A 14,387-nucleotide genomic window follows, 5' to 3' on the forward strand; every position below is an offset into this window, starting at 1 on the left:
GCTTCCAATTTTCCCGCCCGGGAGCCCCCGCGATGCTGCGTATCAGCCAAGAAGCACTGACCTTCGACGACATTCTCCTTGTACCTGGTTATTCCGAGGTACTGCCCAATGAAGTCAGTCTCAAGACCCGTTTGACCCGTGGCATCGAGCTGAACATTCCGCTGGTATCCGCTGCCATGGACACCGTTACCGAAGCCCGCCTGGCCATCGCCATGGCGCAGGAAGGCGGTATCGGCATCATCCACAAGAACATGACCATCGAACAACAGGCCAGCGAAGTGCGCAAGGTCAAGAAGTTCGAGGCTGGCGTGGTCAAGGATCCGATCACCATCGAAGCCGACGCCACCGTGCGTGACCTGTTCGACCTGACCCGCCTGAACAACATCTCTGGTGTTCCGGTGCTGGCCAATGGCGACCTGGTCGGTATCGTCACCTCCCGTGACGTGCGCTTCGAGACCCGTCTGGACGCCAAGGTGCGTGATGTGATGACGCCAAAAGAGCGTTTGGTCACCGTCCGCGAAGGCGCCGACAAGAACGAAGTCCGCGAGCTGCTGCACAAGCACCGACTGGAAAAAGTTTTGATCGTAGACGGCAACTTCAGCCTCAAGGGCATGATGACCGTCAAGGACATCGAAAAGGCCAAGGCCTACCCGCTGGCGAGCAAGGACGACCAGGGTCGTCTGCGCGTCGGCGCTGCGGTCGGCACTGGCAAGGACACCGGCGAGCGCGTTGCTGCGCTGGTTGCTGCCGGCGTTGACGTGGTGGTGGTCGACACCGCCCACGGTCACTCCAAAGGCGTGATCGACCGCGTTCGCTGGGTCAAGGAAACCTATCCACACGTGCAGGTGATCGGCGGCAACATCGCCACTGGTGCTGCCGCCAAGGCCCTGGCTGACGCCGGCGCTGACGCAGTCAAGGTCGGTATCGGCCCAGGCTCGATCTGCACCACGCGTATCGTCGCTGGTGTCGGCGTGCCGCAGATCAGCGCCATCGCCAACGTTGCCGCTGCCCTCGAAGGCACCGGCGTACCACTGATCGCCGACGGCGGCATCCGCTTCTCCGGTGACCTGTCCAAGGCCATCGTCGCTGGCGCCTCGTGCGTGATGATGGGTTCGATGTTTGCCGGTACTGAAGAAGCACCAGGCGAAGTCGAGCTGTTCCAGGGTCGTTCCTACAAGGCTTACCGTGGCATGGGTTCGCTGGGTGCAATGGCTCAGGCGCAAGGTTCGTCCGACCGTTACTTCCAGGATTCCTCAGCCGGCGCCGAGAAGCTGGTCCCGGAAGGTATCGAAGGCCGCGTACCGTACAAGGGCGCACTGGCTGCAATCATTCACCAGCTGATGGGCGGCCTGCGTTCGTCCATGGGCTACACCGGCAGTGCCACCATCGAAGAGATGCGCACCAAGCCTGAGTTTGTACGCATCACCGGTGCCGGCATGGCCGAGTCCCACGTGCATGACGTGCAGATCACCAAGGAAGCGCCAAACTACCGCGTAGGCTGAGGCTTCCAGCATCATTAGCAAGCGGGGCTGTTACGACAGCCCCGTGTTGTTTCCGATTTCCACTGACGAGATTGAGTCATGGCCCTCGACATTCACGCTCACCGCATCCTGATCCTCGACTTCGGTTCCCAGTACACCCAGCTGATCGCCCGCCGCGTGCGCGAGATCGGTGTCTACTGCGAGCTGCACCCGTTCGACATGGACGATGAAGCGATCCGCGAATTCAACCCGCGCGGCATCATCCTCGCTGGCGGCCCAGAGTCGGTCCACGAAGCCAACAGCCCGCGTGCACCGCAAGCGGTGTTCGACCTCAACGTACCGGTGCTGGGCATCTGCTACGGCATGCAGACCATGGCCGAGCAGATGGGCGGCAAGGTTGAAGGCTCCGAGCTGCGCGAATTCGGCTACGCCCGCGTTGACGTGGTCGGCAAGAGCCGCCTGCTCGACGGCATCGAAGACCATGTAGACGCCGACGGCGTATTCGGTCTCGATGTCTGGATGAGCCACGGTGACAAGGTCACCCGCATGCCAGAGAACTTCCACGTTCTGGCCAGCACCCCAAGCTGCCCGATCGCCGGCATGTTCGACGACAGCCGCGGCTACTACGGCGTGCAGTTCCACCCTGAAGTGACCCACACCAAGCAGGGCGGACGCATCCTGTCGCGCTTCATCCTCGACATCTGCGGCTGCGAAGCGCTGTGGACCTCGTCCAACATCGTTGAAGATGCCGTCGCTCAGGTTCGCGCCCAGGTCGGCACTGCCAACGTTCTGCTCGGTCTGTCCGGCGGCGTCGACTCGTCGGTGGTTGCTGCGCTGCTGCATCGCGCCATTGGCGACCAGCTGACCTGCGTATTCGTCGACAACGGTCTGCTGCGCCTGCACGAGGGTGAGCAAGTGATGGCCATGTTCGCCGAGAACATGGGCGTCAAGGTGATCCGCGCCAACGCCGAAGCTCAGTTCCTGGGCAACCTGGAAGGCGAAGCCGACCCGGAGAAAAAGCGCAAAATCATCGGCCGCACCTTCATCGACGTGTTCGATGCCGAAGCCAGCAAACTGGAAAACATCCAGTTCCTCGCCCAAGGCACCATCTACCCCGACGTGATTGAGTCGGCTGGCGCCAAGAGCGGCAAGGCCCACGTGATCAAGTCGCACCACAACGTCGGCGGCCTGCCAGAGGAAATGAACCTCAAGCTGGTCGAGCCACTGCGTGAGCTGTTCAAGGACGAAGTGCGCAAGCTCGGCCTGGAGCTCGGCCTGCCGTACGACATGGTCTACCGCCACCCGTTCCCAGGCCCGGGCCTGGGCGTACGTATCCTTGGTGAAGTGAAAAAGGAATACGCCGACATCCTCCGTCGCGCTGACCACATCTTCATCGAAGAACTGCGCAAAGCCGACTGGTATCACAAGACCAGCCAGGCCTTCGTAGTGTTCCAGCCGGTCAAGTCGGTTGGTGTGGTCGGTGACGGCCGTCGCTACGCCTGGGTCGTGGCCCTGCGCGCCGTCGAGACCGTGGACTTCATGACCGCACGTTGGGCACACCTGCCTTACGAGCTGCTGGAAACGGTCAGCGGGCGGATCATCAACGAGATCGAAGGCATCTCGCGCGTTACTTATGACGTGTCGAGCAAGCCGCCGGCGACGATTGAGTGGGAATGATCTGCTAGCGCAGCGATTGAGAAACCGGCTTAGGCCGGTTTTTCTCTATCTGCGGGCGGTAGGCGAGGGCTACGAAGCAGCCCTGGCGTCCTCAAGTCAACCACATCCTGAAACGACAAAGCCCGCATTCGCGGGCTTTGTCGTTTCAAGCGCAGACCTCTATCAGAAGTCGTAACGCACGTTTGCGGTAAAGGTATCCGCGTCGAACCCACTGCTGGTCAGGTAGCTGTAGTTACCGCCCACGCTCCACGCGCCGACGCGGTAGTTGGCGCCCAGGCCCAGCTCGTAGCTATCACGAGCAGGTGTCGCACCGGTGGTGGTGAACGGCGTACCGCCGAGGACGAAGGTGGAAGTGGTGGCGGTCTTGTCGCCGATGAAGTCGTGCCAGGCCATCAGCTTGGCTTCTGGTTCCAGCGTGCCCACACCTACATCGAAGGCTGCTGCCAGGCGAGCGCCGAGGCCCATTTCGCCGATTTCGTAGCGTTGGCTGCCGACGTTGAGGGCGGCCGAGCTGCCTTTTTCACGGTACGAATCAATCGACACATTGGCATAGCGTGCACCGACCTGAGGTTCCAGCAGCCATTGCTTGTCGAGCTGGAAGGTGTAGCCAGCCAGGGCGTTGACGCCGAAGATCTCACTGTCGAAGCTGGCCTTGGCGCGGGTGCCGGCAATGTAGCGTTTGGACTCGTTGTCGTTCCAGCCATACATCAGCGAGGTGTCGACGAAGAAGTTGTCGTGGGTCCAGTTGCCGTACAAGGTCAGTGCATGGCCTTCGACATCGGTTTTGCTGCCCAGGTCGGATTTGACGTCGCTGGTCAGGTAGCTGTAGGCCAGGCCCACGGTGGTGTCGGCGTTGAGCTTGCCGTCGGCACCCACGGCGATGCCGTTGGTGTTGGCGTCGTAGCCGTCGATACCGTGGCGGCGGTCCTGGTTGGCATCGCTGGTCAGCGCTTGCAGCCATACGCCTTGCTCGGCCAGCACGTCACCGGAGGACAGGCCGCTACGCGCCTTGCTGGCACGGCGGTTGATGGCACCGGCGACCAGGTTCTGGCTGTTGGTGGCGGCGTGGATCGCGCCACCGCTGACGTCTGGGGTCAGGGTTTCGGCCAGTTTGGCCAGCTCTTCACTGGTGGCGGCGTTGGCGAAACGCTGGAACACCGGGTCGCTTTCGTCCAGTTGGCCCATGACGGTGTTCTTGAACGGCTTGATGGCGTTCACTGCGTTGCGCGAACCACGCGCTTCCAGCAGGTTTTCCGTGATCACCTCATCGCTGCGAGTGGCAACCAGAGCTTTCACATCCTGGCCTTCGATGCCGAAGTTCTTCACTTCAAGCAGCGCCGAGGAGGAGACCACCGAGAGGTTCTCTGGGTCTTCCCAAGTGCCGGAGTTGAGCAGGGTGTAGCGGGTGCCCTGGGCCGAAGTGCGGAAGTCGTCGGAGCGCGCCTGCAGTTCGATCTGGCTGCCGGCGGAGAAGAAGGTATTGCCGGTGACAGTCAGGATCGGCCTGTTCGGCAGGGTGTCGTTGTCCAGCAGCAGGCGCAGGCGGGCAGTGTCGCTGTCCATGTCAAGATCGCCGTCGATCGTCGTCTGCGGGCGCAGCAGGGTCAGGCGGCCGCCGTCGATATCGACGAAGCCGGCGCGGATGGTCGAGCCATCGAACATCGCCTCGCCTTGCACCAGCACGCCACTCAAGCCCAGTACATCACCCTTTACCTGGCCGCCTTGCCAGTAAAAATACGATGGAGCGGCACCGTCATTGGCCTTGATTGCAGCCTCGCCGCCTTCGATCAGGCCAGCTGTCTGGGTGATGGCGAAGGTATCGAAACCGGCAGCGGGATCCAGGCCGACGAAGTGAATGCCAAAGCCTTCGCCCGAGATGGTCCCGCTATTATTGACGTCGGTCTTGAAGACGTCGTTGATCTGGCCAGTGAACTGAGCATGGTCGATCTCGATACCGGCCGAGTCGAGGCCGCGCGCGGTAATGATGCCGGTGTTGTTGATGCGTGCCTGAGTCGAGGTGATCATCATGCCGTTGGCGTTTTCACCCGTGACGCTGATGTTGCCGCTGTTGTTCACTTCACCGGCGATGACCGCTCCGTACAGATCCAAGCCCATCGCGCCGGGGCCGTCCACCGTGATGTTGCCCTGGTTTACCACGTCACCAGCGACGGTGGAACTCAGGGTCATGGAGACACCGCCCGCGTAGTCGGTCAGGCTCTTGGTTGTCAGGTTGATATTGCCCTGATTGACCAGATTGCCACCCAGGGTCACATCTTGCAGGTATACACCCGCGCCCGTCGACGTTCCGGTGAAAGTGGCGTTGCCAAAGGTCTCATCGATGCTGATGAATTGGCCGCTGCTCAGGTCGTAATTGACGTCGGCCACGGGAACGGCATTGGCTGCGGTAGTCGTGGTAGCCGCAATGGCGAGCGCGAGCAATGAGCGACGCATAGGAGAAATGTTCAAGGCAGTATCCTTACAGGGCAGAAACTGACATGGGAGGACCTACGCGTCAGCGTCTGTTTCAGGCATCCCTGCCAGCTTGTCAGTGAAGTGCTGAGTCAAGCGCGAGCGAATTTACACCAAACCATTAGAATGATTCATCCTTGATCGGTTTTTTTAAGGGGAAAAATCCAAGAAATGCGACCAGCTAGCTATTTTCTAGAGAAATACAGGATTAATCAGCAATAACCGGAACTTTGCTGTTCGTGAGATGGTCAACAGTAGTCTTTTTTTGCCAAGCCTCATTTTTCAGCGGAGTTTCAAGCCACTCAGACCATGCCGCTTCCCAGCCCTGGTCATGGCTGGCGCCGTAAATGCGGACTGTGTGGGAGAGTGGGGAATCAAGCGCTTGTTGGTATTTGTCAGCCAGAGTCGCTGGAATGATCTGGTCCGCTGTTCCAACCAGATGCCGCTGTGGAACAGAGGCGAGCTGAGACCGGTAGTCCAGTGGCTCCAGCGAGCCGTCGAGTGGCGACAGGTTTTTCATTGCGGCCCACAAGCGCGGGCTGAGATTGCCAGCCAGTGTCTGCACCTGGGTCACATCAGTCCGCTGGGCTGCCAACAGCAAGGCAAGCGCGGCGCCACCTGAATACCCCACCAGTTCGAATTCCTGGTTGCCATAGCGCTGTTTCAATTGGTCCAGCGCCTGGCTGAGGCGAGTGACCACGTCCTGAGAAAACCGTTTGTTGGTCCACAGTTCTGGGCGGCACGCCGCGCTCATGACGAACTGGCAAGGGCGTGCCAGGTAGGCGTTTGGTGCCGGGTCGGCCAGCGCCAGCCGGGCCACCAACAGATTGTGCGGGCTCGGATCCAGGCTGGGTTGACTGGCCGTGGCCCAGGCATGGCCGTCGCCTTCGAGGTAGACGCGCAGGCGAGTCTGGTTGCCTGCAGCGTGCGGTGTCAGTACCAGCAGCGGGAAGGCGCGTCCCGGCAGCACCTCAACCTGGCGACCCTGTGCGTCAGCCAGGTGCTGCAACGCCTCGCGTGGCGATTGGCAGGCCACAAGCAGCGCGCTTATGACCACCAGCCAGGCTTTACCGAGGTAGACCAGTGCCTGAGAGTAGGGGGCGTATCTATTGCTCATCGGTTGTGGATTACCATGGCTGATATTTAATAGCTCGCCGGCTTCCAGATCGAGGTGGCCTCTGCCGTAGCCAAGATATTGATACTTCTATGGTTGCTTGGAGTGGCAGTCTGGCTCGGTTGGTGCAAGTTGCGCGACGTCTACCGATACTACAGAGCCAGATGATCCCTGGCACGCCAACACGCCCCGCTCAGGATGAAATAAACAGCCCGCCACGGCCTTCAGGCTTGCTGGGAACGGTCGATAGCCTGACGATGCGCCCGCCGCGGCGATCGCAGCTCGTTCTCCCCCGTGCAGGTCCGTATATGAACTGGTTCCACGACGCCAAGATTTCAACCAAGTTGTATGTTGCATTCGCGCTATGCGCTTCCATCACGTTGATCGTTGGGATTATCGGTAGCCAGGGAATTGGCTCGTTGTCTACAAACTTGCAGTTGGTCTTCAGCAACAACCTGGTGTCGGTGGCCAAGACCGCAGAGGCGCGGTCCGATGCCATTGCCCAAAACCGCGATTTGTATCGTCTGCTGGCAGCTTCCATCGCAGGCAGCGACGCCGCTGAACGCAGCGCCATTGTTGCTTCCATGAATGAAAACCGCCAAACCAGCGAGCGCGCCTTCGCCGTTTACCGCGCCACACCGTTGGCGGATGACGAGCGTGCCGCGGGCGATCGCATGGAAAAGGACTGGCCAGCGTATCAGGCCATCATTGAGCGTGTGGCGGCGACCATTGAGCGTGGTGATCTGGCCGCAGCCAAGCAGCTGATGGCTGGAGAAATGCACCAGGCGTATCGCACCGTGATGGACGAGTTGGAGATCATGGTCAAGTCCAACAACCGGCAGATCGGTGAAGGTGCACAGGATGCTCGCGACAGCGAGGCTGCTGCCAAGCTCAACCTCTACCTTGGCATCGGTGCCTCCTTCATCACTGCGCTGCTGCTGGGTATTTTCATCAGCCGGGTGATCAGTGCGCCGATCGCATTGGCGGTTGGCAACGCGCAGCGAATTGCCGGTGGCGATCTGAGCAAAACCATTGAAAGCGGCCATCGTGACGAAGGCGGCCAGTTGCTCGCGGCGTTAGGCGCGATGCAAAGCGGGCTCAAGGGCACTATCCAGCAGATTGCCAGTGCGGCAGATCAACTGGCCTCGGCGGCCGAAGAGCTCAACGCGGTGACCGAAGAGAGCAGCCGCGGCCTGATCCGTCAAAATGACGAAATCCAGCTGGCGGCTACCGCCGTCACCGAAATGAGCGCTGCGGTTGACGAAGTGGCGCGCAACGCCACATCGACCTCCGAGGCTTCCCGCCACACCAGCAATGAAGCAGCCAGCGGCCGCGATCAGGCGCGTGAGGCGGTCAAGGCGATCACCAGTGTGAATGCCGAGATCGGCCAGTCGACCGTGATTGTCGATGAGTTGGCGGGCAGCGTGCGCGATATCGCCAAAGTCCTCGACGTCATCCGTGGTATCGCCGAGCAGACCAACTTGCTCGCACTCAACGCGGCCATCGAGGCGGCGCGGGCAGGTGAGCAGGGCCGCGGTTTTGCTGTGGTGGCCGACGAAGTCAGAGCCCTGGCCGCGCGCACCCAAGCCTCCACCGGCGAGATCGAAGCGATGATCGCCAGCGTGCAATCGCGCGCCGACGACGCGGTCAAGGCCATGGGCAACAGCCGTGCCCTGGCCAGTAATACTCAGGAACTGGCCAAGGCCACTGGCGAATCGCTTGAGCGTATCGCTCAGAACATCGCTGGCATCAACGACCGCAACATGCTGATCGCCACCGCATCCGAAGAGCAGGCCAACGTCGCGCGGGAAGTGGATCGTAACCTGGTCAACATTCAGGATCTTTCCACCCAGACCGCAGCAGGCGCCAACCAGACCAGCGCATCCAGCCAGGAGCTGTCGCGCCTGGCGGTATCGTTCAATCAGCTGGTCAGCACCTTCAAGCTGTAAGCCGCGAACACTAGGGCTTGAGCTTTGCCAGTCACTTGCATGGAGGCATGCAGGTGACTGGCAAGCGCTTGTCGGCAGCGTTTTCAATTAAGCTTGAGCCGCCACTCCCTACCGGAACCCTCGCAATGACGCTGACAATCCGCCCTGCCGAGCGCGCCGATGCTGCGCTGATCCTGCGTTTTATCACTGAACTGGCGATCTATGAAAAGGCCGAACACGAGGTCAAGACCGACGTCGCCGGGATCGAGAGCAGCCTGTTCGGCGAGCACAGTACGACCCATGGCCTGATCTGCGAGCTGGACGGCGAGCCGATTGGTTTTGCCGTGTACTTCTTCAATTACTCGACCTGGCTGGGCAAGCACGGCTTGTATCTGGAGGACCTGTACGTGTCGCCGCAACAGCGTGGCGCAGGCGCGGGTAAAGCATTGCTGCGCCATCTGGCGAAGATGGCAGTGGCACGCGGGTGCGGACGCTTTGAATGGTCGGTGCTGGATTGGAATACCCCTGCGATCGAATTCTACGAAGCCATTGGCGCCAAGGCGCAGGATGAGTGGATTGGCTATCGCTTGAGCGGGGAGGCGTTGGTCGCGTTTGCCAGCGGTACGCGGTCTGCATAGCGGCCTCAGGATTTGTGCAGCACCGCAAAATCGCCGGGCCCGCTTTGCGGGCCTTTCGCGACACAAGGCCGCTCCTACAGGGGACGGTGTGCAGGCATAAAATTTATTGTGGATTGTTACGTTATAACAACCGTAGAATCGCGCCTCGTCTTTAGCCGCACTTGTGCTCGATCAGGAGTTGTAATGAGAACCGCCCCGCTATCACTTGCCGCACTGACCGCGCTGGTCATGACCGACCTTCATGCCAATCAAACCGGTAGCTCGGTCATCACCCTGGGCGAGATCAAGGTCTCGCAGGCAGCCGGCACCGCGCTGCGCACCGAGAACGTGCTGACCTCGGTCGATGTGCTGGGCGGCGATCAGGTCGAAGACAAGAACGTGATGAACAGCTGGCAGTTGCTCGGGCAGATGCCGGGCATCCAGTTGACTGAGACAGGGCAGGGCGCCGAGTCGGGCAAGGCGACTTTCCGCGCCTTCAACGGTGAGGGTTACATCAACGGCATCAAGATGCTCATCGATGGCATCCCGAGCAACGTCAACAGCGGCAACCAGCGCTTTGTCGACATGGTGTTCCCGCTCGACATCAGCTACATCGAAGTGGTCCGCGGTACCAACGACCCGCGCTACGGCCTGCACAACATCGGCGGCAACATCAACTACGTCACCCGCCAGGGTGGCAACTACATCGACAGCCGAGTCACTTACGGCAGTTTCGATACCCGTGAAGTGCAGCTGGCGATCGGCCATGAAGAGGGTAATTTCGCCCAGAACTACATTCTGGCCAAGCAGGACTCGGACGGCTTTCGCGACAACAGCAACTCCAATAAATACGCCCTCGGCGGCAAATGGTTCGTCACCGATGACGCGCAGACCCTGCGTGTTGGCCTGATCGCCCGGCTGTATCACCACCAGGCCGAGGAGAGCGGGTTTCTCACCCGCGATGAGCTGCGCGCCAGCCGCACCCAGTCGCCCGCCAAGAACGCCAACGACGGCGACGACCGCGACATGAAGCAGATGAGCCTGCACATGGACTGGCAACTCAGCGATCAATTGAGCATGAGCAACAAGCTCTACTACAACAGTTACAACGATGATCGCACCATCACCTTCACCGACTACCCGCTGGGCAACGCCCCGCGCCAGCGGCGCATGTGGGACGAGCAGCAGACCGGCCTGCTGAGCACGCTGACCTGGCGCGCCAACGACCTGTTGACCCTGGACGGCGGTATTAACGTAGAAGAGCAGGACAACACTTATCGCCGGCAACGCTACAGCTTTGGCGTGCCGACCGATTTCGATGCAGCTCCCGCGCGCATTCAGGACGACGACCACTACACCCTGCGCAACCTCGGTGGCTATGTCCAGGCGATCATCCAGCCGACCGAATCACTGAAGATCATCCCGGCCATGCGTGTCGATAAGTTCGACGGCAATACCACCACCCTCGGCGGCCAAAAGGCCTCGTTGCAGGACTACGGCTGGATCCAGCAGCCGAAGCTGAGCGTGGTCTACAGCGTCAGCGAAAGCGTCGACGTCTACGCCAACTGGGGCCGCACGTTCCAGATTCTTACCGGCAGCAATTTCCCGGCGTACCTTAGAGCCGGTCAGGCGTCTTACGATCCGTCGATCAATACCGGCAAAGAACTGGGGGTCAAGTTCCGCCCGTTCGACGGTGCTGAGGCGCGCGTTTCCGTGTGGCAGCAGGACGCTACCGATGAAGTTGCCAATATGCCGGCCACTGGCACCTCGGTCGGGCTTGGCGAAACCCGTCGGCGCGGCGTCGACCTGCAGCTCAACGCGCAACTGAGCGAACAGTGGACATTGTGGGGTTCGCACTCGATTCAGGAGGCCAAGGTGGTCAAGGCCTTCGCTGCGACGGGCGAGTCGCTGGCGGGCAAAGAGGTGTTTTCGACCCCGCGTTATATCAGCAATCTCGGCGCCGATTATCAGTACAACGATGACTGGCGCTTTGGCCTGCAGGCGCGCGCCCAGGGCGACTACTACATCGACGCGCAAAACCAGCAAGGCAAGTACGGCGGCTTTGCCGTGCTGGATGCCAGCGTGCGCTACCGTATCTCCAGCGCGACCAGTGTCGACCTGCAACTGAAGAACCTTACTGATCGCGAGTACGAATACGTCTGGTACGACAACTTCTTCTGGGGCGGCGACGATCAGCCGATGTTTTCGCCAGCGCCAGGGCGCTCGGCCTATGTCTCGCTGAACATGAAACTGTGAGCTGACGCCGGCGCCTCGGCGTCGTTACATCCACGGTCGGGCCAATGGCGCTTGCAGCAGCAGGTCGGATTTGACGAACACCGGCTCGCCCAGCACGTCGTCGGCAAACCCCGGGTCTGCGCCGATGATGCTCGGTTGGCCGATCTCGATATCCTTTACACGCATGCCGATCACCCCCTCCAGATCTGCTATTCCGGGCACGCTCATGAAGGAGTTGACGTGGGAGTTGCCCACCAGCGCAACCCACTTCGAGCTGCCGCGGGCTGACTGGTCCAGCGCAATGATCCGCTGGGCATAGTAGTTCATCATCTGCTGGCGGGTGGTAAGTGAAGGCTGCACGTACCATGCCTGGCGATAAGAGGCGAGGCAGTCGATGCCTTGCACCCGAACTTCTTGTGCATGGGCGGCGTACAGAACTTTCTTCATGGTGTAGGGCGTGCTTTCCAGCATTGCGGAGTAAGCGTCGAAGGTGTCCACGTAACTTTTCAGCGCAGGTGTCAGTGATCCGGTCTGGTTGAACACGTCGAGTTCGGCCTGCTGAAAGTCGGTCATGAAGTGTTCCAGATAGATCACCCTGACACCCTGCTTCTTGAGCTGACCCATGTGCGTGATCAGGAACTGTCTGGCCCCTCGCTCGACGTGCGACTCACCGATCACCAAGCCATTGCGCTCTGCGTAAAGGGCGCGTACCAGGCTTTTGCCCGATGCGGTTGATGCCAGTTCTGGCAGCACCGGTCGGGGCAGCGGCTGAAGTGACCTATAGAACGTTCTGGCGTCTGCCTCGAGCGCATCGCGCAGGGTTCTGTACAGCCGGTAGGGGGCACTGTCGCTTTCGACCAGCGCTTGGTTTTCCTGGCCAAAGGCGGCGCGGCGCAGGCTGTCCTGGTGTTCTGGCGCGACTTCGTAAGGTGTGGGTTCAAGCGCGGGCAGGGCCGGCCTTGGTCGTAGTCGTCCCCAGGCCTTGAGCAGGAAGCGCGGAGTGCCGCCGTACAGGCCTGGCCGCGCGGCGATTAGCCAGGCACCGTCCGCGTCGCGGCGTAGCGGCAGGGTGCTGGTTGGCGAAAAAGGGTTTTCAGGGTCGATGATGGCCCAGGTATTGAACTCGTTGATAAAACGAACCTGGTAAGTCAGGTCGCCTACCATCGCGTAGTGCCTGCCTTGTTCTGTTATCACACCCTGGAATTGGCTGTCGCCGGGGGCAGAGGTGAGAATGTCATTGCTCTCCAGGGTTTCCAGCAGCTCGTCAGTGTCGGCCGCGGTATAGCCATCGGGCACCCATGTGGCGATTTGCGCAGCCGTCGCTGGTTCAAGTTCCTGTTCCTCGACGGGCTGCGCCTCGAACGGTTCAGGCTTCATGTTGCCTTCGGCATTGACGCCGGCGCTGTACAACACTGCCGCGTTGAACAAGGTGTTGAGGCTGGCGATGATTGCGGCGATGACTGCACTTTGCCGCTTCGCCGTGGTTGGCGCGTGCACAGCGAGGTCTATATCCAGCGCAGTTTCGGCAAGGCCTGCACCCGTCGCAGCCAGGGCGATCTGCCAGGCTCCCGGCGCCATCGGGCCGAAGACACGGTTGAATGTCTGCAGATAGCCCACCCACAGCTGCTTGCGCAGGTCGGCATTGGAGCGCAGGGCAAAGCTGGCATCAGCAGCCATGCGCTTTTGCGCAGTGTCACGCAGCCAGGTGAAGGCGTCCTGACGCAGGCTGATCCGGGCCATATTGAGCCCAACCGGCCTGCTTGCAGCCCACTGCCTGCGCATGATTTCCAGCAGTTGCAGCAGCCCGGCCTGGTCGCCGTCCTGGACGTGACTGGCCAGCGGGAAGTGGTTGAAGAAACGTGCGCGGTCCCGCTCATCGCGCGTCTGCGCCAGGACCCAGGCAAACAGCTCACGGTCATCACTGAACTGTCTCAGCGCAGGCTCTTCGCCGGGCAAGTAAAGCAGTTGGCTGCCATCGTCCCTGACCAGCCTAAGGATATCGCTGGCGAGATGGCCACCGATATCGAAGGTGCACAGCCGCGCAGGACCAGCGGGGATCACCTCCTCACGCAAGTTGGCCATGGACGGCGGCCACTGCGCCGTGCCCGTCAGGCAGAGCGCCGCCTCGCGGCTGCGCTGGGCCAGGGTACTGGCGGGGGACTGCGCGCATGCCTCGAGCACTTTGCTCATGAAGGTCGCTTTGGCCAATAGCCGATAGTCGCCGGCGTGATTGGCCCAGAAAATGCTCATCCGCGTCTGGAAGTCGCTGCTGAGGTCGATCTGCCAAAACACGTCCATGACAGCCTTGGGAGAAAGCCGGATTTCGTTGGTTTCATCGAACGTGGTTCCAGCCGGCCCTGTGCGGTAAAAGCCGGTGAACTGATCGAGCAGGTCCGACGCCTCCTGCTCCTCGCTGGTGAACCGAGCCATCACCAGCTGCGGCAGGGTCTGGGATTGGTATGGCGCTTGATGGTGCTGCCAGCCATTGAATGTGCGCGGGCTGCTGGCAGCGCCATGGAAGCGATGAAAGTAGACCCGGTCTGGTTCCAGTGTATCCAGGCCGTGCGCTTGCAGCAGTTTCAGCGCCACTTCACGCGCCATCTGCCGCATGTCAGGGCAGGCTGTGCTGACTTCCTTTGCCAGGTTGGTCAGCTCGGCGAGCGTATCGGCTTGGGACGTTGTGGTTGACATGGGGTAACCTCGTCGGTAAGTGCAAGGCGGCACTGTGACGCAGCCAATCCATGCCACGGTGTTAGATATTGCTCAGCGAGCTGAGGTAAGGCTGCGCAAAAGCAGGTTTCGCTCACCTTCACTTAATCTTTCCCATTTGCAGGTGTATCGTATTCGCCCTTCATTGCCAGCCCCG

At 60.8% G+C, this 14,387-nt stretch carries 8 protein-coding genes; 5 read left to right on the forward strand and 3 right to left on the reverse strand.

Going from position 1 to position 14,387, the window contains the following annotated elements; translation table 11 throughout:
* Positions 1–32 precede the first annotated feature (32 nt).
* Positions 33–1,502, forward strand: coding sequence for an IMP dehydrogenase (guaB, locus tag CXQ80_RS04820; protein WP_101317008.1), 1,470 nt, complete (start codon positions 33–35; stop codon positions 1,500–1,502).
* Between the two features lie 78 nt (positions 1,503–1,580).
* The gene (gene guaA, locus CXQ80_RS04825) at positions 1,581–3,158 is read left to right on the forward strand and encodes a glutamine-hydrolyzing GMP synthase (protein ID WP_101317011.1); all 1,578 of its coding nucleotides are present in this window, start codon (positions 1,581–1,583) and stop codon (positions 3,156–3,158) included.
* Between the two features lie 162 nt (positions 3,159–3,320).
* On the opposite strand, the gene CXQ80_RS04830 is transcribed toward guaA, so the two are convergent.
* Together CXQ80_RS04830 and CXQ80_RS04835 are read right to left on the reverse strand one after the other, a co-directional pair.
* On the reverse strand, positions 3,321–5,624 hold the full coding sequence (locus CXQ80_RS04830; RefSeq protein WP_101317013.1) for an autotransporter outer membrane beta-barrel domain-containing protein: 2,304 nt from the start codon (positions 5,622–5,624) through the stop codon (positions 3,321–3,323).
* A 211-nt stretch (positions 5,625–5,835) separates the two neighbouring features.
* A complete protein-coding gene (locus CXQ80_RS04835) occupies positions 5,836–6,744 on the reverse strand; it encodes a dienelactone hydrolase family protein (RefSeq protein ID WP_157831730.1) in 909 nt (302 codons plus the stop codon).
* Positions 6,745–7,049: 305 nt separating this feature from the next.
* Between CXQ80_RS04835 and CXQ80_RS04840 the strand changes: the two genes are divergently transcribed.
* The 3 genes from CXQ80_RS04840 to CXQ80_RS04850 all read left to right on the forward strand — a co-directional run bounded on the left by CXQ80_RS04840 (position 7,050) and on the right by CXQ80_RS04850 (position 11,542).
* Positions 7,050–8,690, forward strand: a complete 1,641-nt coding sequence (locus tag CXQ80_RS04840) for a methyl-accepting chemotaxis protein (RefSeq protein WP_101317015.1) — start codon at positions 7,050–7,052, stop codon at positions 8,688–8,690.
* 125 nt (positions 8,691–8,815) lie between these two features.
* Positions 8,816–9,307 carry a GNAT family N-acetyltransferase gene (locus CXQ80_RS04845; protein ID WP_101317017.1) on the forward strand — a complete coding sequence of 164 codons (492 nt, stop codon included), beginning with the start codon at positions 8,816–8,818 and terminating at the stop codon, positions 9,305–9,307.
* Positions 9,308–9,490: 183 nt separating this feature from the next.
* Positions 9,491–11,542: a TonB-dependent receptor gene (locus tag CXQ80_RS04850; RefSeq protein ID WP_101317019.1), complete on the forward strand. Its 2,052-nt coding sequence runs from the start codon at positions 9,491–9,493 to the stop codon at positions 11,540–11,542.
* Between the two features lie 24 nt (positions 11,543–11,566).
* On the opposite strand, the gene CXQ80_RS04855 is transcribed toward CXQ80_RS04850, so the two are convergent.
* Positions 11,567–14,212: a membrane-targeted effector domain-containing toxin gene (locus tag CXQ80_RS04855; protein ID WP_101317021.1), complete on the reverse strand. Its 2,646-nt coding sequence runs from the start codon at positions 14,210–14,212 to the stop codon at positions 11,567–11,569.
* Positions 14,213–14,387: the final 175 nt, after the last annotated feature.

This window comes from Pseudomonas sp. 02C 26, assembly GCF_002843585.1.
GTDB classification, from domain to species: Bacteria; Pseudomonadota; Gammaproteobacteria; order Pseudomonadales; family Pseudomonadaceae; genus Aquipseudomonas; species Aquipseudomonas shirazensis.

Excerpts from the sequence above, each read along its gene's own strand:
- CXQ80_RS04855 (WP_101317021.1), bottom strand. The coding sequence starts at position 14,212 with ATGTCAACCACAACGTCCCAAGCCGATACGCTCGCCGAGCTGACCAAC.
- CXQ80_RS04845 (WP_101317017.1), top strand. The coding sequence starts at position 8,816 with ATGACGCTGACAATCCGCCCTGCCGAGCGCGCCGATGCTGCGCTGATC.
- CXQ80_RS04835 (WP_157831730.1), bottom strand. The coding sequence starts at position 6,744 with ATGAGCAATAGATACGCCCCCTACTCTCAGGCACTGGTCTACCTCGGT.
- CXQ80_RS04850 (WP_101317019.1), top strand. The coding sequence starts at position 9,491 with ATGAGAACCGCCCCGCTATCACTTGCCGCACTGACCGCGCTGGTCATG.
- CXQ80_RS04840 (WP_101317015.1), top strand. The coding sequence starts at position 7,050 with ATGAACTGGTTCCACGACGCCAAGATTTCAACCAAGTTGTATGTTGCA.
- guaB (WP_101317008.1), top strand. The coding sequence starts at position 33 with ATGCTGCGTATCAGCCAAGAAGCACTGACCTTCGACGACATTCTCCTT.
- guaA (WP_101317011.1), top strand. The coding sequence starts at position 1,581 with ATGGCCCTCGACATTCACGCTCACCGCATCCTGATCCTCGACTTCGGT.